The 16,775-nt window shown below is 33.8% G+C and carries 19 protein-coding genes; 8 read left to right on the forward strand and 11 right to left on the reverse strand.

The genetic code is table 11. From position 1 onward, the window contains the following. Positions 1-54 precede the first annotated feature (54 nt). From B0A58_RS09860 to B0A58_RS09875, 4 genes are all read right to left on the reverse strand, one after another. Positions 55-597: a DUF1697 domain-containing protein gene (locus B0A58_RS09860; protein WP_089080921.1), complete on the reverse strand. Its 543-nt coding sequence runs from the start codon at positions 595-597 to the stop codon at positions 55-57. A gap of 74 nt (positions 598-671) precedes the next feature. Continuing rightward, positions 672-2,234, reverse strand: a complete 1,563-nt coding sequence (gene rny / locus B0A58_RS09865) for a ribonuclease Y (RefSeq protein ID WP_014084943.1) — start codon at positions 2,232-2,234, stop codon at positions 672-674. Positions 2,235-2,435: 201 nt separating this feature from the next. After that, positions 2,436-2,738, reverse strand: coding sequence for a cell division protein ZapA (locus B0A58_RS09870; RefSeq protein WP_014084942.1), 303 nt, complete (start codon positions 2,736-2,738; stop codon positions 2,436-2,438). A gap of 7 nt (positions 2,739-2,745) precedes the next feature. Next, complete coding sequence (locus B0A58_RS09875; protein ID WP_014084941.1) at positions 2,746-3,036, reverse strand: hypothetical protein; 291 nt, start codon at positions 3,034-3,036, stop codon at positions 2,746-2,748. Between the two features lie 322 nt (positions 3,037-3,358). Between B0A58_RS09875 and B0A58_RS09880 the strand changes: the two genes are divergently transcribed. The 4 genes from B0A58_RS09880 (at position 3,359) to B0A58_RS09895 (ending at position 9,590) form a co-directional block, all read left to right on the forward strand. Then, positions 3,359-5,059 (forward strand): M23 family metallopeptidase, encoded by a 1,701-nt coding sequence (locus B0A58_RS09880; protein WP_089080922.1) that lies wholly within the window; start codon positions 3,359-3,361, stop codon positions 5,057-5,059. 22 nt (positions 5,060-5,081) lie between these two features. After that, on the forward strand, positions 5,082-7,535 hold the full coding sequence (locus B0A58_RS09885) for a TonB-dependent receptor (RefSeq protein ID WP_089080923.1): 2,454 nt from the start codon (positions 5,082-5,084) through the stop codon (positions 7,533-7,535). 11 nt (positions 7,536-7,546) lie between these two features. Next, a complete protein-coding gene (locus tag B0A58_RS09890) occupies positions 7,547-8,242 on the forward strand; it encodes a hypothetical protein (protein ID WP_089080924.1) in 696 nt (231 codons plus the stop codon). 70 nt (positions 8,243-8,312) lie between these two features. Next, positions 8,313-9,590, forward strand: a complete 1,278-nt coding sequence (locus B0A58_RS09895; protein WP_089080925.1) for a replication-associated recombination protein A — start codon at positions 8,313-8,315, stop codon at positions 9,588-9,590. Here the strand turns inward: B0A58_RS09895 and B0A58_RS09900 are convergent. The 5 genes from B0A58_RS09900 to B0A58_RS09920 form a co-directional block, all read right to left on the reverse strand. Further along, positions 9,584-10,342: a hypothetical protein gene (locus B0A58_RS09900; RefSeq protein ID WP_133063122.1), complete on the reverse strand. Its 759-nt coding sequence runs from the start codon at positions 10,340-10,342 to the stop codon at positions 9,584-9,586. The two genes, B0A58_RS09895 and B0A58_RS09900, sit on opposite strands and share 7 nt — an antisense overlap. Positions 10,343-10,400: 58 nt before the next feature. Continuing rightward, positions 10,401-11,096 (reverse strand): YjjG family noncanonical pyrimidine nucleotidase, encoded by a 696-nt coding sequence (locus tag B0A58_RS09905; protein WP_089080927.1) that lies wholly within the window; start codon positions 11,094-11,096, stop codon positions 10,401-10,403. A gap of 32 nt (positions 11,097-11,128) precedes the next feature. Beyond that, positions 11,129-11,818 (reverse strand): RadC family protein, encoded by a 690-nt coding sequence (gene radC, locus B0A58_RS09910; RefSeq protein WP_089080928.1) that lies wholly within the window; start codon positions 11,816-11,818, stop codon positions 11,129-11,131. Positions 11,819-11,902: 84 nt separating this feature from the next. Beyond that, the gene (gene lysM / locus B0A58_RS09915) at positions 11,903-12,364 is read right to left on the reverse strand and encodes a peptidoglycan-binding protein LysM (RefSeq protein ID WP_014084933.1); all 462 of its coding nucleotides are present in this window, start codon (positions 12,362-12,364) and stop codon (positions 11,903-11,905) included. Positions 12,365-12,478: 114 nt separating this feature from the next. After that, positions 12,479-13,243, reverse strand: coding sequence for a rhomboid family intramembrane serine protease (locus B0A58_RS09920; protein WP_089080954.1), 765 nt, complete (start codon positions 13,241-13,243; stop codon positions 12,479-12,481). A gap of 180 nt (positions 13,244-13,423) precedes the next feature. Between B0A58_RS09920 and B0A58_RS09925 the strand changes: the two genes are divergently transcribed. The 4 genes from B0A58_RS09925 to arsB all read left to right on the forward strand — a co-directional run bounded on the left by B0A58_RS09925 (position 13,424) and on the right by arsB (position 16,126). Then, entirely contained in the window at positions 13,424-13,747 is a 324-nt protein-coding gene (locus B0A58_RS09925) for an ArsR/SmtB family transcription factor (protein WP_014084931.1), read from the forward strand. Between the two features lie 30 nt (positions 13,748-13,777). After that, positions 13,778-14,254, forward strand: coding sequence for a DUF6428 family protein (locus B0A58_RS09930; protein ID WP_014084930.1), 477 nt, complete (start codon positions 13,778-13,780; stop codon positions 14,252-14,254). A gap of 131 nt (positions 14,255-14,385) precedes the next feature. Further along, positions 14,386-15,000 (forward strand): arsenate-mycothiol transferase ArsC, encoded by a 615-nt coding sequence (locus B0A58_RS09935; protein WP_089080929.1) that lies wholly within the window; start codon positions 14,386-14,388, stop codon positions 14,998-15,000. Positions 15,001-15,094: 94 nt separating this feature from the next. Beyond that, on the forward strand, positions 15,095-16,126 hold the full coding sequence (gene arsB / locus B0A58_RS09940) for an ACR3 family arsenite efflux transporter (protein ID WP_089080930.1): 1,032 nt from the start codon (positions 15,095-15,097) through the stop codon (positions 16,124-16,126). A 42-nt stretch (positions 16,127-16,168) separates the two neighbouring features. Here arsB and B0A58_RS09945 read toward each other — a convergent pair whose 3' ends face one another. Together B0A58_RS09945 and B0A58_RS09950 are read right to left on the reverse strand one after the other, a co-directional pair. After that, a complete protein-coding gene (locus B0A58_RS09945) occupies positions 16,169-16,426 on the reverse strand; it encodes a DUF6952 family protein (RefSeq protein ID WP_014084923.1) in 258 nt (85 codons plus the stop codon). An 11-nt stretch (positions 16,427-16,437) separates the two neighbouring features. Continuing rightward, positions 16,438-16,746 (reverse strand): thioredoxin family protein, encoded by a 309-nt coding sequence (locus tag B0A58_RS09950; RefSeq protein WP_089080931.1) that lies wholly within the window; start codon positions 16,744-16,746, stop codon positions 16,438-16,440. Positions 16,747-16,775 lie beyond the last annotated feature (29 nt).

The following is a 16,775-nucleotide window of genomic DNA, read 5'->3' on the forward strand; positions in this document are numbered from 1 at the left end:
GTATATTTGGTATTACTATGTTAGTTTTATTTTTTGAAGTCTAGCATGGATTAACTACTTGTCATGATATAATTCTAATAGTTTTGATACTGTATTCCAATTGCGTATGGTTGCCGTTACATTCAATTTTTTTTCAATATATTTTTGGTCCAATTTGGTTTTTCCAGCCCCAATATGGTATTTGATATAAATCATATTGTCATGTACAATTGCTTCGTCTGGCTTGAACTGACTGATTTTTAAATCATTAATAGCATTTATTCCTAAATTTTTAGACAAAAAAGCTACATAGCATTTTTTAGTATCTACTTGTGGGTCTTTTAAAAAAGGATTTTGAGAAATGGCTTTTTCCAAATCGGTTTTAGACAGCATAACAACAGGTACATCTAGCCCTAATTGTTTGAAAATAAGTTGATTAATAGCAAAACCAATACCCGGCAAATGGGTTTCTGGACTACTCAAAAACACATTGCCCGACTGAATATATGTTTCAACATTTTGAAAACCAGCCGTTTCTAAAATGTTTTTGAGTTGCTCCATTTTTATGAGGTTGTGTCCAGACACGTTGATGCCTCTAAGTAATGCTAAATGTCTCATATTTAATATCTTCGTATAAAAAAAACGCAGCACATCATGTGAGTACTGCGTTGATATAGTGTTTGTTTCTAATTTTATTTAGCAATATTTACAGCACGAGTTTCTCTAATTACTGTAACTTTTACTTGTCCTGGATAAGTCATTTCTGTTTGAATTTTTTGCGAAATATCAAATGACAACGAGGCTGCATTTTCGTCTGAAACTTTTTCGCTTTCAACAATAACCCGCAACTCTCTACCTGCTTGAATGGCATAAGCATTTTTGACACCGCCAAAACCATAAGCCACTTCTTCTAAATCTTTCAAACGTTGGATATAGGAATCCAATACTTGTCTTCTGGCACCTGGTCTAGCTCCAGAAATAGCATCGCAAACTTGTACAATTGGCGACAGCAAAGATTTCATTTCAATTTCATCATGATGAGCCCCAATAGCATTGCAAACTTCTTCTTTTTCGCCATATTTTTCGGCCCATTGCATTCCTAATAGTGCATGAGGTAAATCGCTTTCTGTTTCGGGTACTTTACCAATATCGTGCAGCAAACCAGCACGTTTTGCCAATTTGACATTTAGCCCCAATTCTGCTGCCATGATACCACACAATTTGGACACTTCTCGAGAGTGTTGCAATAAATTTTGACCATAAGACGAACGGTATTTCATTCTACCAATTACTTTGATCAATTCAGGGTGTAAACCGTGTATGCCCAATTCTACCACGGTGCGTTTACCGGTTTCAATAATTTCGTCGTCTATTTGTTTGGTAGTTTTAGCTACAACCTCTTCAATTCTGGCTGGGTGAATACGACCATCTGTTACCAATTTGTGCAATGCCAAGCGGGCAATTTCTCTACGGACAGGATCAAAACAAGACAAAATGATAGCCTCTGGAGTATCATCAACAATGATTTCGACACCTGTTGCGGCTTCAATAGCTCTAATATTTCTACCTTCTCTACCAATAATGCGGCCTTTTACATCGTCTGACTCAATATTGAAAACAGAGACACAATTTTCTACAGCCTCTTCAGTTCCTACTCGTTGTATGGTGTTGATAATGATTTTTTTAGCTTCTTGTTGGGCGGTCAATTTTGCCTCTTCAATAGTATCTTGAATAAACGACATGGCTTGTGCCTTGGCATCGTTTTTCAAGCTATCCACCAATTGTTTTTTTGCCTCATCTGCCGAAAGTCCCGATATGACTTCCAATTGTGTAACTTGGCTTTTGTGCATTTTGTCTATTTCGGTTTGCTTTTTTTCCAAAGCATCAATTTTGGCTTGGTATTCTTTGGTTTTATTTTCAAACTCGTCATTTACTTTTTTGGCTTTAGAAAGTTCGCTCGACACTTGCGATTCTTTGTCTCTGACTCTTTTTTCAACCTCGGCTACTTTTTTATCACGAGCCAATATGACTTGTTCGTGCTCTGCTTTTAGTTCAATAAATTTCTCTTTGGCTTGAAGAATTTTATCTTTTTTAATGTTTTCGGCCTCTAGGGTAGCATCTTTTAGGATTGAACTTGCCTCTTTTCGAGCATTTTTAATTAAGGTCGAAATATTGTTTTTTTCCATATACTTCGCTATCCCAAAACCTATCGCTATTCCTACGATTCCTGCAATTATAATTATTAATGATTCCATATTTGTATTTAAAATTTATATATAAAAAAGCCTACATTAGCGGTATTGTATAAACTCGTAAAGACAAGTTTTGAGCTAACTCGTTGTTCAAGTTTCCCATTCCAGACGGGCATACTATAGTAACGATGATTTGCTCATTCTAATTTGTTAGTGTTGAGTTTATCAAATAAAAACTTATGTAGGCAGTGTTTTTAATCTGTGTTAAAGAACGTTATTTTGAAGACATTTGCTTAATAATTCATCTATTTTTGTTAATCTTTCAAGAGTTTCGGTTTTTTCTTCAGAATTATCTATTTGCTTTTGTTCTAATACCGAAGCAAATTGTAAGGCACACATGGCCAAAACATCTTGCTTGTCTCGAACGGCATAATTCTCTTCAAATTGCTTAATCATGCTATCAATTTTTTTGCTGGCATTTCGCATACCTTCCTCTTGTGATTCCTCTACAGTTAGCGGATACACCCTATCGGCAATTGATAACTTTATTTTAAGCCCTTTACTCATTGTTTTTTTAATCTGATAATTGAGCTATACAATAGTCAATGTCTCGTATTAATGAATTTATTTTTAGCTTCGTATCTTTTTTATTTTCGTTACTGCCAAGTAAAGAATTTGCCATCCGAAGCGTATCATTTTTAGCTCTTAAGGTGGTTATTTCTTGTTCCTTTTGATTCAAGCTTAGCTTGTAAACGTTTAATTGTTGTTGTAAATCCATGTTTGATTGCTCTAAATCGTGCAACTTAGACATCAGCATATTCAGCTTTAATTCAATAGATTCAACTACATTTAATATGTTACTCATTCAGAATAGAATTCTTTACTATCGTTAGCAAAGTTAATATTCCTATTCAAATTATAACACTTTTTTTTAAAAAAAATAAAAAAATATTTTTTCCATTTTCTAATAAATTGAAAAATAGTGTGTTATAAACATCATTTTTTTAGTTTTTTATTGGATTATTATTTACTTTAGCACCAAAAATATTCAAAAATTAATTTATTTTTTATTTTATAAAATTCAAAACTTTTGGGGCTTTTTTATTGTTTATTCACAATAATACTGCTGTTTGAATTCATTCCATAAAGAAATTATAAATTGATTGTATCATAATTCGAATTAAATAATGAAGTACTTGATCCCTTTTTGCCTTATGGCTGTAACTAGTTTTGCCCAAATTCAGTATCCTAAAGATTATTTTAGATTACCATTAAATATTCCTTTAGAATTATCGGGTTGTTTTGGCGAATTGAGAAACAATCATTTCCATTCTGGTTTTGATATAAAAACCCAACAAAGAGAAGGATTACCCGTATTTGCAGTAGCCGATGGGTATGTATCTCGTATCAAAATTGCTACTTTTGGTTATGGAAAAGCCATTTATGTAACCCATCCCAACGGGTTTACAACGGTATATGGCCATTTGAGTAAAGGCTATGGTAAAATTGAAAAAAAAATTAAAGAAATGCAATACAAGCAAGAATTGTATGAAGTAGAGTTTTTTTTAAAACCAGACGAACTTCCTGTTCAAAAAAGTGATACTATTGCTTTTTCTGGCAATACTGGAGGCTCTGGTGGCCCTCATTTGCATTTTGAATTTAGGGAAACCGCTACCGAACAAATTTTAAACCCTATGCTATTTGGTTTTGATCAATACATTAAAGACAACAAAAAACCTATTTTAAATAACGTACTGATTTACCCTATCGACGAAAAATCGGTTGTCAATCAATCTAATATGCCCATAATTGCCAATTTAACCCTTCAAAAAGACGGTTCCTATTGGTCTGACAAGGTGTTGGCTTCTGGCAAATTAGGTTTTGCTATTAATGCTTATGACATGTTTAGCACGGGTTATAACAAATATGGTGTGTATAAAGTAGTGCTAAAAAATAACGAGAAACCCCTTTTTAGCTATCAATTTGACGGTTTTACGTTTGATCAATTTAGATACATTAATGCCTTTTTGGATTACAACAAGCTTCAAAAAAGCAATCAAAGGTATCAAAAATTATTTATGAAAACACCTTTTGACTTAAAGCTTATTGAAACTGACAGCGATCACGGGACGATTACGACAAACGAAGCCGAACAAAACACGACTTACACCATTGAAATATCTGATTTTCATCAAAATACAACAAGAGTAAAAATCCCGGTAGTGTTTGACGTTTTGCCCGTAAAAAACAATCAAGTACCAGACCCATCGCCCTATTTTATCAACCACAAAAGAGAACAAATTTTTGAGAAAGATCAGGTAGAAGTTACTTTTCCAAAAGGCATTTTTTATGACAATTTCAATATGAATTTTCAAGTATCTAAGGATACTCTAACGCTTCATAATAAATATACACCTGTGCACCAATATTTTTCTATCAAATGGAAGTTGGAAAATCCAGTATTTAAAGACCTTAGCAAAGTTTTTATTGCACAAGTAGAAGGTCGAAAATTAGACTACTTAGAAACAACACTGAAAAACAATGTTTTATATGCAAAGTCCCGAGAATTAGGCACTTATGTTTTGGCTCAAGATACCATTGCTCCTAAAATTGGCATTGCCAAAAGTATAGAAGGAAAAAATATTGCTCGCCAAAAAAATATCACTTTGACCATTTCAGACAATCTTTCGGGTATAAAAACGTTTAATGGGTATTTGAATAATCAATGGATTTTATTTGAATATGAATATAAAAATAAATCTATTGTGTATCAATTTGACGATCGATTGCAGGAGGGCGAAAACAAATTAAAAGTAATTGTTACAGATTATGTTGGAAATTCTACTACCTTTGAAACGTCGTTCCAATATCAGGTTAGGCCCGAATAAATAAAATAAATAGCCATTTAATATGAGAAAAATATTTTTTTTAATCTTTTTTTTGATTTATAACCTTATTTCATTTGCTCAAAATGCCAGAATAAAAGGCGTAATTTTGGACGAAAACAACCGCCCTGTTGAAAGAGTAAGTGTGTCTGATGGAGTCCATAAAACGTTTACAAATGCAAATGGTTTTTACAGCTTGACTGTGGTTGCAAATCAAAATATAACTATAGTTTTTTCTCATGTTTCCTATAAAAATAAAAAAATTACTATTAATTTAAAAAACAACGAAGACTTTGAATGGCATCCTGTTATGACCCACAAATTTGAAGAGATGGTCGAAGTTGTAGTAGTGAATAATCGAAAAAGAATACAAGGCATTACTAATATTGCCCCCGAGGTTATCCGAAAAATACCTGGAGCCAATGCGGGTGTCGAAAATATTTTGAAAACCCTACCGGGTGTATATTCCAACAACGAATTGAGTACGCAATATGGAGTTAGAGGTGGCAATTTTGACGAAAACCTTGTGTATGTAAATGAAATAGAGGTATATAGACCGTTTTTAATTCGATCTGGTCAGCAAGAAGGATTGAGTTTTACTAACACCGATTTGGTTCAAAATGTAGATTTTTCGGCAGGAGGTTTTCAGGCCAAATATGGCGACAAACTTTCTTCTGTTTTAGATATTACTTATAGAAATCCTACCAAGTTTGGACTTTCGGCAGAGGCTCACTTACTTGGCGGAAGTATTGCAATGGACAATGTGTCCAAAAATCAAAAGTGGTCGGCAATAACAGGTTTGCGATACAGAGACAACACATTATTAGTCAATTCACAAGAAACCAAAACCAATTTTAAACCAACATTTGCCGATGTGCAAACCAATATCAATTACAACGCTTCGACTAAATGGAATTTTAGCTTTTTAGGCAATGTAGCTCAAAATCGTTACAACTACCAACCCCTAACAAGACAAACTAATTTTGGCACAATCAACCAACCTCGAGCCTTAATAGTTGTTTATCAAGGGCAAGAAAAAGATTTATATACTACTTATTTTGGAGCCTTTAAAACGACTTTTAAAGTAAACGATTTTAATTCTTATAAATTGATCACCTCTATTTACCACACACAAGAGCAAGAATATTATGACATCAAAGCAGATTATGCACTTGGCGATGTAGAGGCCAATTTTGGAAACGAAAATTTTGGAACAGTTACCAATATTAGTGGTATTGGAACACAATTAAATCATGCCCGAAATGATTTAGATGCTTTAATATTGAATGCCGAAATTAAGGCTTTTCATGAAATAAAGAGAAACCAAATAGAATGGGGCGTCAAATGGACCCGAGATGATATTAGAGACCGATTGAAAGAATGGGAGGTCATAGATTCGGCTGGATTTTCTATCAATCCGCCCATTTATCCTCAAAACAACCAACCCTATTCCCCCTACATTGGCCCGTTAGTACCCTATAAAAACGTGCGAGCAACTAATAATGCCAAAATCAATAGGTTGTCTGGTTTTGTGCAATGGAGTAGAAAAGATACCCTTGGAGCGGCACAAATTTGGTACAATGCAGGAATTAGAGCGCAAAATTGGCAATTATCAACCACCGATAAAACTGCAACATCGCAAACTGTTTTTAGTCCAAGGTTTCAAATTGCATTAAAACCCAATTGGCAAAAAGACATGATTTTTAGGTTTTCGACAGGAGTATATCAACAACCGCCTTTTTATAGAGAAATCCGAGATGCCCATGGTGTGGTGCAACCCGATGTACAAGCACAAAAGGCCATCCATTTTGTATTAAGTCATGATTATAGCTTTAAAATGTGGAACAGACCATTCAAACTGGTTTCTGAAGCATATTACAAAACATTGACAAACGTAAACACCTATACACTTGATAATGTGCGAATTAGATATGCTGCACAAAACAATGCTGTGGCTTATGCTCAAGGTTTGGATTTGCGATTGAATGGCGAATTTGTGCCAGGAACAGAATCGTGGTTTAGTTTGGGTTTTATGAAAACAGAAGAAAATATAGATAACAAAGGTTATATTGCACGACCAACAGATCAATTTCTGAAATTTGCTGTATTATTTCAGGATTATATGCCCAATATTCCTAGTGTCAAAATGTATTTGAATTTAGTATATAATACAGGACTACCGGGAGGGTCGCCTTCTTATGCCGATCCGTATGAATACCAATCCAGATTAAGAGATTATCGTCGTGCCGATGTAGGATTTTCGTATGTATTTACCGAAAAAAATAACTCAAGACCTGATACTCATTGGCTGAAAAAATTTAAAGATTTTTCGGCAGGTTTTGAAATTTTTAATTTATTCAATAATCAAAATGCCATTACCAATACTTGGGTTAGAGATGCTTATTCCAAAAATCAATACGGAATACCTAATTATATGACAAGCAGGGTGTTTAATATAAAAGTTGCCATTAAATTTTAATACCAAAAATAATGAAAAATAGTATCCTATTAATGCTAATAAGTATTTCTATATTAAGCAGTTGCAAAAAAGAAACCAAACAACCGAAGGTAACTTATGAGCCCAAAAAAGAAGTGCAGCCACACGCAAAAGCCACAATGAAAAGTATGGCCATTGCCGATTTGCCCATTCAATTTTATGGTACTAAAGTATTGATTTATCCCATTGGCGACATGAATTTTACCGATAGGGGAAACGCCGAAGACAATAGCTTTAGAATATCAAACAATATGGAAAACGAAATTACAGGTTTTATGCAAAATTTAATGTTTCAAAAATCAGAAAAGGATAGTTTAGTAGCATTAACAAATAAAAATATTTTATTGCAATCTGTAACATTTTTGAAAAATATTTCAGACAAAACAAAAAAACAAATTTTAGTTTACACCCTTGCCGATGCCGATTCTAATAACGATAACCAACTAGATGCCAACGACATCAAGGCTTTATACATAAGCCAAATAGATGGATCGGGTTTTGTAAAACTTTCTGCAGACAATCAAGAATTAATAGATTGGAATTTGATAGAAAGTCAAAACAGAATTTACTTTAGAACCATAGATGATACCAACAAAAACGGCAAGTTTGATGCCAATGATCAATTGCATTATCAATATGTAAATATATTGGATGTCAATTGGAAAGCAACAACATATTCCGTTTTTTGAAATAGATAAAATTATTTTTGAAATAAAAACAGCAAGATAGATTAACCAATCTATCGTGTAAAAAGACGTTATGGAAGCACCTTTGGCAGAAAGAATTAGACCACAAAAACTAGAAGATTATATCAGCCAATTGCATTTGGTTGGTCCAAAAGGGGCATTAACCCAACAAATAGAAAGAGGTATTGTACCAAGTTTAATTTTTTGGGGACCTCCAGGCACTGGCAAAACCACATTGGCACTTATCATTGCTCAAGAGTCCAAAAGGCCTTTTTATAGTTTGAGTGCTATCAATTCGGGGGTTAAAGACATTAGAGAGGTTATAGACAAAGCCAAACAGAATGGTGGATTGTTTACCGCCAAAAACCCAATTTTGTTTATTGATGAAATCCATCGATTTAGCAAATCTCAGCAAGACTCGCTGTTGGCAGCAGTCGAAAAAGGTTGGGTTACTTTGATTGGGGCCACTACAGAAAACCCTAGCTTTGAGGTAATTCCGGCCTTGTTGTCCAGATGTCAGGTATATGTTTTAAATGCTTTTTCTAAAACCGATTTGGAAAATTTACTCTTTAGAGCTGTCAAATCCGACGCAATTTTAAAAGAAAAAGCTATAAATTTGCACGAAACAGAAGCACTTATCCAGCTTTCTGGAGGCGATGGTCGCAAAATTTTGAATATTTTTGAATTGGTTGTCAATGCCTCAATAGGGGATAAAATTGATATTTATAACGACAAAGTACTCGAAATTGTTCAACAAAATACTGTATTGTATGACAAAACTGGCGAACAACATTATGATATTGTGTCGGCCTTTATCAAGTCTATCAGAGGAAGCGATCCCAACGCAGCAGTATATTGGTTGGCAAGAATGATAGAAGGTGGCGAAGAGGTCAAATTTATTGCCCGACGAATGCTCATATTAGCTAGCGAAGACATAGGCAATGCCAACCCTACGGCTTTTATTATGGCCAACAATACCTTTCAGGCGGTGGCCACATTGGGCTATCCAGAAAGTCGCATCATATTAAGCCAATGTGCCATTTATTTGGCTACTTCGCCCAAAAGTAATGCAGCTTATTTGGCTATTGGAAAGGCTCAAGAATTGGTAAAACAAACGGGAAATTTGCCTGTACCGTTACATTTACGCAATGCCCCAACACCATTAATGAAAACATTAGGCTACGGAAAAGAATATCAATACAGCCATCAATTTGAACAAAATTTCACTATTCAAGAATATTTACCCACAGAGGTGAGCCAAACAGTATTGTATGAACCAGGAAATAATAGTCGTGAAAATGCAACCAGAGATTTTTTGAAAAACCGATGGAAAGACAAATATAATTATTGAAATTGTACTGGCAAAACGATACTTTTTATTGCATTTTCTTCAAAATATTCTAATTTTAAAGCATTGTTTTTTATAAATACGACTCCTTTTATAGTATTGGAAACTGCCAAATAAACATCGGGTGTTGAGGTTTGATAAAGTTGCCATGTTATAGCCCCTGTTTTTGGATGGTGCAACAAATAGCCTTGGGCTGTTTTTGCTGCAAGAAAGGTATTAGTTGTATTCAAATCTTGAGCGGAATCGATAGGAGTTGTTGCTTGATTATGAAGTATTTCAGGTTCTTTTTTTTCGGTAGCTGTTGGTTTATATTGATGGTTTTTCAATGCCAAATAATTGTTAAAAGCCATACGAAGTGCCATGTTGTAGGCAACGGCATATTCTTTTTCTCGGCTAGTTGCTTCATCGGATTTACTCAAAATGTTGCCCTTGCAATCTTTCAAAACAATGGTAATTTTGGTTGCAAAAAGCGAGTTGTTTTCTATCAAATCCATAAATATTTTATTGCAATTGTTTTGAACAAAATCTTCAGGTTGGGTGTCGCTATCTAAATAGGTTTCAAACCCATATTTTTGTAAATATAATTTGGATAATGTATTCAAATGATAAGCATCCACTTCTTTCAAAAAACTAAATTTTGATGGTACTAGGGCATATTTATACTGATTTAATTCTTGTGCTTGTGCATAACCACAAAGCATAAAACCCATCAAAAACAGGACTTGTTGCAAAAAATTGTGTTGGTTTTTTTTCATTTTTTTTAATATAGATTTTATTATTTATTTAGTTCGTGATGTCAAAATAGCGGGATTGTTAAATGGCAAATAAATTTTTCAATTCTTGAAGCTTATTGATTTGAACCACATTTTTAGGGGCTTGTGCTTCAAATGGATTAAAAAACAGGGCTTGAATACCAAAATCTAACGCTCCTTGAACATCGGCAATCAAGCAATCGCCAATCATGATACTTTCCGTTTTAGTGGCTTTTGCTTCGGTCAAAGCATGTTCAAAAATCAGAGGATGCGGTTTTTTGACACCCGCCATTTCTGAGTTGGTTATGGTTTTGAAAAAAGGTTTTAGTCCAGAATTTTCCATTTTTCTATCTTGTATTTGAGCAAATCCGTTGGTTATAATGTGCAATTCATAATGGTTGGACAAATAACTCAAAACCTCGAGGGCTCCGTCAAACAAATGTTTAAAATCAGGAAGGTATTCTAAATACAGATGAGACAAAAGGTCTATTTCTGTGTCTGAAATGGGATACGCTAAAGCATCAAAAGTATCTTTCAACCGCTTGTATTTCAAGTCTTGGTGCGTAATTTTGTCCACTTGATACAATGCCCAACATGCTTGGTTGATCGGCACATAATGCTTAATAAACCTATCGGTGTTGATGGTTGGATGATGGGTTTTGAAAATGGTAGCAAATGCTTTTTCAGAATTTTTATCAAAATCCCATAAAGTATGATCTAAATCAAAAAAAATATGTCGAATATGCTGTAAATCCATATAAAAATTATTAATTTTAATATTTAAAAAGCTTATAAATTACCATTATCGGCAAAGCTAAAGTAATTATTTGCTGATACGATGATGTGGTCTAGTACGGGGATATCTAAATTGTCGCCTGCGGTTTTTAATTTTTTGGTCAATTGCATGTCCGAAGGGCTGGGACTAATGTTGCCAGACGGATGGTTATGAGACAATATTATTGAAACAGCATTTTGTTCAAAAGCAATTTTAAAGATGATTCTTAAATCGGCTATTGTACTTGTAATCCCTCCTTTGCTAATTTGAGATTTATAAATCACTTTATTGGCATTATTCAGATACATTACCCAAAATTCTTCGTGAAGCAAGTCGCCAATCAAAGGTTGCATCAATAAAAAGGCATCTCTAGAACAAGTAATTTTAGAAAAATTCAAACTATCTGCAACACGTCTGCGACGGCCTAACTCCATGGCTGCCAAAATAGTTATGGCTTTTGCTTCGCCAATTCCCTTAAAATCAGTCAATTGTTTTAAAGTAAATTGTCCAAGTTGGTTCAAATTGTGTGAGGCACTTGCCAAAATTCGTTTGCTTAAATCAACGGCACTTTCGTTTTTACTACCCGAACCAATTAAAATGGCAATCAGTTCGGCATCACTTAGTGCCAATTGGCCTTTTAGCATCAATTTTTCTCTTGGCCTGTCGTCTTCAGACCAGGATTTGATGGAGAGATTTTGAGACATATTGACTGTTTTTTTTGAACTGTAGCAATATAAAAAAGAGTTTCAAAATTTTGAAACTCTTTGATATAAAAAACTCACAAATATTTATAAATTTGGGATTCTTAAAACTTGCCCTGGATAAATCTTGTCAGGATCGGTTAGCATTGGTTTGTTTGCTTCAAAAATAACGTCATACTTTTTAGGATCGCCATATACTTCTTGTGCAATTTTTGATAGCCAATCGCCTTCTACAACGGTATGAAATCTGGCTTCGGGAGTAGGATTTGCAACAGTCATTTGGTTATCAACTGTTTCTACGCCTTCAACATTTCCAACAGTCAAAGCAATTTTTTCTGCATCTTCTTGATGTGCCACTTCGCCCGAAATAACTACACTATTATCGGCAGTAATGCTGATTTTCAATGAATTAAATGGCAAATGATGCGATTGTACGTGTGCCAATAAAGCACTTGCTTTTAAAGATGCTTTTTCCGCTGCAGGAGCCTCTTCTTCTTTTTTGCCAAAAATTTTAGCACCAGCGTTTTTAATAAATGAAATTAAACCCATAGAATTATTTTATTTAATATTAATAATTTCAAATGTAGCAACTATTTTTGAAACTCGCAAATATTTTTATCGACAAAATAAAAAAAATATCGGACAAATTAGTCTTAATGTTACTCAGTCCTTTGTTTCATTTGGCGTTTCTTTGTAGTGATAGATTATTTTGGAATTGTCATACCCTCCCCAGTAATAGGGTTCTGGTAAAGTATCTTCTTCTTTTTGGAGGTTAAAAAAATGACCATTTTCGTCAAATTGTTTCATAAAAGGATCGTCATTTGGATTATAATTAGGCATTTCCCAGTCATAAATAGGTGTTTTTTTATAATCAGACATGTCCAAACTAAAAGCCAACAGCAAGCCCGTTATCATGCCTGCCAAATGCCCTTCCCACGAAATATGTAGGTCTGAATTTGGAAAAATATACCAAATTAATCCGCCATACCAACTGATGATGCTTAATGATAAAGCCAACAAACGGTAGTGTTTTGTAATAACTCCCTTAAAAAACATGAAACTTACCAATACATATATCAAACTACTAGCTCCAATATGGTAATTGCTTCTGCCAATAATCCATGTAAGCAGGCCAGAAAGTAGTATTCCAATTATTAATACAATATTTCGCTGTTTGTTATAAAAATACTCTAAAGCTGCTAATAAGATAAATATAGGTAGCGAATTATTACACAAATGTTCAAAATCCGCATGAATAAAGGGACTGAAAATGATGCCTTGCAATCCCAAAAAAGTTCTTGGATAAATGCCATGTGGCGAAAAGTCGAACCCAAACCGCCATTCAAACCAATAAACACCCCACATGAATAAGACCCCCGAAAGGGGCAAAACGAGTACAGAATTTGTAAATTTGAATTGATTTTCCATACCCATAGCCTATCAAATATGCTTCCAATTGATGGGTAACTGAAAATTTGTCAGTATCAATGGGAACAAATGAATTTTTGACTTGAATCGGCCCAACAAAAAAATAAATTAAAAATTAAATCTAATTTTGTTGGACGTTATGGGTATTTATCGTAATATTGCAATATAAAGATATATCAAATGGGAGTTTCAAAAACAAATGTTTTTTCTGATCAATATAATGAACTAGCGGTCATTTTCAAGGCACTTTCTCATCCAGCCCGCATTGCCATTATAGAATATTTACTTGAAGTAGATGCTTGTATTTGTGGAGATATTGTAAATGAATTACCATTAGCACAATCTACGATTTCTCAACATTTGAAAGAACTAAAAAATGCCAAAATCATCAAAGGCACTATCGAAGGTACGGCTATTTGCTACTGTTTAAATCCTGAAATCTTACATTTTATAGAGCATTATTTTTCAAAAATGAATGTAAAAATTCATAATAAATGTTGCTAAATCAAATTTTAACTTAATAAATAAAATATTATGACATTATCTCAATTTAAAGAAGCTATTCAAACTGTTACCTCTTTTAGTATTCAATTGCCTAACGGAACTTTTGTTCCGCCACATTTTCATATTACAGAGATGGGCTTACTAACCAAAAATTTTATCGATTGTGGCAACGTTGTCCGTGAGGAAAAAAATATTACATTTCAAGTATGGTTTGCGGGTGATGTGGACCACCGATTGACGACTGAAAAAGTGAATAAAATTATTGTGGCATCCGAAAAATTATTCCAAAGTGCTGATTTAGAACTTGAAGTTGAATATCAAGACGCTCAAACTATAGGCAAATTTGGTATTGCATTTGTAAATGGCATTTTTCAATTAACAACAAAACAGACCACTTGTTTGGCACAGGACCATTGTGGTATTCCAGCAGATAAAATGGAACCAGTCATAGGAAATTGGAAGCCAAAAGAAACATCTTGTTGTTCGCCAAAATCGGGTTGTTGTTAATATATTAATGTGAAGAATCAAAAGAATCAAAAGAATCAAAAGAATCAAAAGAATCAAAAGAATCAAAAGAATCAAAAAAACTTTGAGAACTTAGTACATTCTTGGTGTCTTTGTGCTTAAATAAATTATATATGTTTGAAAATTTATCAAAAAACTTGCAATCTATTGCTGCTATTTCAGTATCAGATGAACGAAAAAAAGTTTTGAAACCTTTAGCGGATTATATTCAAAATAAAATCAATTCCAAACAAGAAATTCGGCTGAACTTTATTTGCACACACAATTCTCGACGAAGCCATTTGTCGCAAATTTGGGCCCAAACGATGGCTTTTCATTTCGGAATAAAAAATGTTTTTTGCTATTCTGGCGGCACAGAAGCCACAGCCATGTTCCCAAAAGTAGCTGAAACACTATCAAATCAAGGATTTCAAATTCAAAAAGTAAGCAATGAAAATAACCCAGTATATGCCATTAAGTTTAACGAAAATCAACATCCCATCATCTGTTTTTCAAAAACTTATTTCGATGATTTTAATCCAAAAAGCAACTTTGCGGCCATCATGACTTGCAATAACGCAGATGGAGGTTGTCCCATGGTTTTGGGTGCTGAAGCAAGATTTCCAATTAAATATGACGATCCAAAAGCCTTTGATGGCACCGATACAATGAATGAAAAATATGAAGAACGAAGCATGCAAATTGCTTCTGAAATGTATTATATTTTTATGCAATTAAAAAATATATAACACAAAATAGCCCTCAAAAACTGATTTGTTACATAAAATTTAACAAATATAAAGAAATAATTTATTTTAAATACAAATAAAAAATCGTACAGTTATGAAAAAAAGATTGAATTTTTTAGATCGTTATTTAACGCTTTGGATTTTTTTAGCCATGTTAATTGGTGTTGCCATTGGCTATTTTATTCCAAACACAGCTTCTTATATCAATTCCTTTTCTTCTGGCACTACTAATATTCCGTTGGCAATTGGACTGATTTTAATGATGTACCCGCCTTTAACAAAAATCGATTTTTCGGCTGTGCCGCTCATGTTTTCAAAACTTAAATTGCTTACGGTTTCGTTTTTGATTACATGGATTTTTGGCCCTTTTTTAATGTTTGTATTGGCAACATTTTTTCTAAAAGACTATCCCGAGTACATGACGGGTTTAATTATTATTGGGATTGCTCCTTGCATTGCGATGGTCATTGTTTGGAACGAGTTAGCCGAAGGAAACAGGGAATTAACTGCTGGATTAATTGGTATCAATAGTTTAATTCAAGTATTTTTTTTTAGTTTGTATGCCTATTTTTACCTTAAAATCATGCTGCCATTTTTCGGAATCAAAGGTATAGAACTAAACATTACAATATCCGAAATAGCAAAAACAGTGGGCATTTATCTTGGTATTCCGTTTGCAATGGCAGTCATTAGTCGTTATACTATAAAAAAATATTTAGGAGAAAAATTTTTTAATCAAAAATTCACACCATTTGTATCGCCCATCACTTTGATAGCATTGCTGTTTACCATAGTAATCATGTTCAGCTTAAAAGGCGACATGATTATCGATTTACCATTAGATGTGCTTCGTATTGCATTGCCTTTGGTACTTTTTTTTGCTATTATGTTTTTTCTTATGTTTTTTGTATCCAAAAAAATGGGAGCTTCTTATAAGGACGCTGTAGCATTGTCATTTACAGCTTCGGGCAACAATTTTGAATTGGCCATAGCCGTTTCAATTGGTGTTTTTGGTATCCATAGTGGTCAGGCCTTTGCGGGTGTCATTGGCCCTTTGGTAGAAGTTCCAGCTTTGATAATTTTAGTAAAAATGAGCCTTTGGATGAAACACAAATATTTCAAATAAACCCAAAAACGCTCTCAAAATGAGGGCGTTGCATGGGCGTTTTTATTTGTCAATTGATCCAAGAACCCGTTTCATAAAAGTATTGAGGGCCTCTTTTTTGTCTAAGCCGTCTTTGGTCATTTTGTGAACTTCGAGTGCTCCATACATATTGGAAATCAACTCGGCAATAACATCAATTTCTTCATCTTTCATACTCGATACTTCTGTCAAAGCTTCCAATACTTCTATGGTTTCTATCAAATAATCTTGGTCGTTGTCTTCTATAAATTGCGTTAAATGTTTGATTACAGGCAGTTTCATGTGGGTATGGTTTATTTGATTTCGTTTACCAGTTCTATTAAAACATCGGCTTTATTGGTTTGGGTTTCGTTTATTAATTGTCCTCCAACAAAGGTGGCAAAAGTAGGTAAATTTGAAACATTAGCTAATTTTCTAGATTCAGGACTATTTTCGGCATCCACCAATACAAAAGTCATGGCCTCGTTTTCTGTTGCCAATTTTTTAAATTTTGGTTTCATAATCCTACAATTACCACACCAAGAAGCAGAAAATTGCACAACTACTTTTTCGTTGGTATTCACTATATTTTGAAGCGTGTCTTCGTTTAATTCTATTAACATCTTATTTTTTTATTTTGAAATGAAACAAT

This window comes from Flavobacterium branchiophilum NBRC 15030 = ATCC 35035 (genome assembly GCF_002217205.1).
GTDB lineage: Bacteria > Bacteroidota > Bacteroidia > Flavobacteriales > Flavobacteriaceae > Flavobacterium > Flavobacterium branchiophilum.

What these genes read in the sequence shown, in the direction of transcription:
- B0A58_RS09860 (WP_089080921.1), bottom strand. Translation starts at nt 597, where the DNA reads ATGAGACATTTAGCATTACTTAGAGGCATCAACGTGTCTGGACACAAC.
- rny (WP_014084943.1), bottom strand. Translation starts at nt 2,234, where the DNA reads ATGGAATCATTAATAATTATAATTGCAGGAATCGTAGGAATAGCGATA.
- B0A58_RS09870 (WP_014084942.1), bottom strand. Translation starts at nt 2,738, where the DNA reads ATGAGTAAAGGGCTTAAAATAAAGTTATCAATTGCCGATAGGGTGTAT.
- B0A58_RS09875 (WP_014084941.1), bottom strand. Translation starts at nt 3,036, where the DNA reads ATGAGTAACATATTAAATGTAGTTGAATCTATTGAATTAAAGCTGAAT.
- B0A58_RS09880 (WP_089080922.1), top strand. Translation starts at nt 3,359, where the DNA reads ATGAAGTACTTGATCCCTTTTTGCCTTATGGCTGTAACTAGTTTTGCC.
- B0A58_RS09885 (WP_089080923.1), top strand. Translation starts at nt 5,082, where the DNA reads ATGAGAAAAATATTTTTTTTAATCTTTTTTTTGATTTATAACCTTATT.
- B0A58_RS09890 (WP_089080924.1), top strand. Translation starts at nt 7,547, where the DNA reads ATGAAAAATAGTATCCTATTAATGCTAATAAGTATTTCTATATTAAGC.
- B0A58_RS09895 (WP_089080925.1), top strand. Translation starts at nt 8,313, where the DNA reads ATGGAAGCACCTTTGGCAGAAAGAATTAGACCACAAAAACTAGAAGAT.
- B0A58_RS09900 (WP_133063122.1), bottom strand. Translation starts at nt 10,342, where the DNA reads ATGAAAAAAAACCAACACAATTTTTTGCAACAAGTCCTGTTTTTGATG.
- B0A58_RS09905 (WP_089080927.1), bottom strand. Translation starts at nt 11,096, where the DNA reads ATGGATTTACAGCATATTCGACATATTTTTTTTGATTTAGATCATACT.
- radC (WP_089080928.1), bottom strand. Translation starts at nt 11,818, where the DNA reads ATGTCTCAAAATCTCTCCATCAAATCCTGGTCTGAAGACGACAGGCCA.
- lysM (WP_014084933.1), bottom strand. Translation starts at nt 12,364, where the DNA reads ATGGGTTTAATTTCATTTATTAAAAACGCTGGTGCTAAAATTTTTGGC.
- B0A58_RS09920 (WP_089080954.1), bottom strand. Translation starts at nt 13,243, where the DNA reads ATGGAAAATCAATTCAAATTTACAAATTCTGTACTCGTTTTGCCCCTT.
- B0A58_RS09925 (WP_014084931.1), top strand. Translation starts at nt 13,424, where the DNA reads ATGGGAGTTTCAAAAACAAATGTTTTTTCTGATCAATATAATGAACTA.
- B0A58_RS09930 (WP_014084930.1), top strand. Translation starts at nt 13,778, where the DNA reads ATGACATTATCTCAATTTAAAGAAGCTATTCAAACTGTTACCTCTTTT.
- B0A58_RS09935 (WP_089080929.1), top strand. Translation starts at nt 14,386, where the DNA reads ATGTTTGAAAATTTATCAAAAAACTTGCAATCTATTGCTGCTATTTCA.
- arsB (WP_089080930.1), top strand. Translation starts at nt 15,095, where the DNA reads ATGAAAAAAAGATTGAATTTTTTAGATCGTTATTTAACGCTTTGGATT.
- B0A58_RS09945 (WP_014084923.1), bottom strand. Translation starts at nt 16,426, where the DNA reads ATGAAACTGCCTGTAATCAAACATTTAACGCAATTTATAGAAGACAAC.
- B0A58_RS09950 (WP_089080931.1), bottom strand. Translation starts at nt 16,746, where the DNA reads ATGTTAATAGAATTAAACGAAGACACGCTTCAAAATATAGTGAATACC.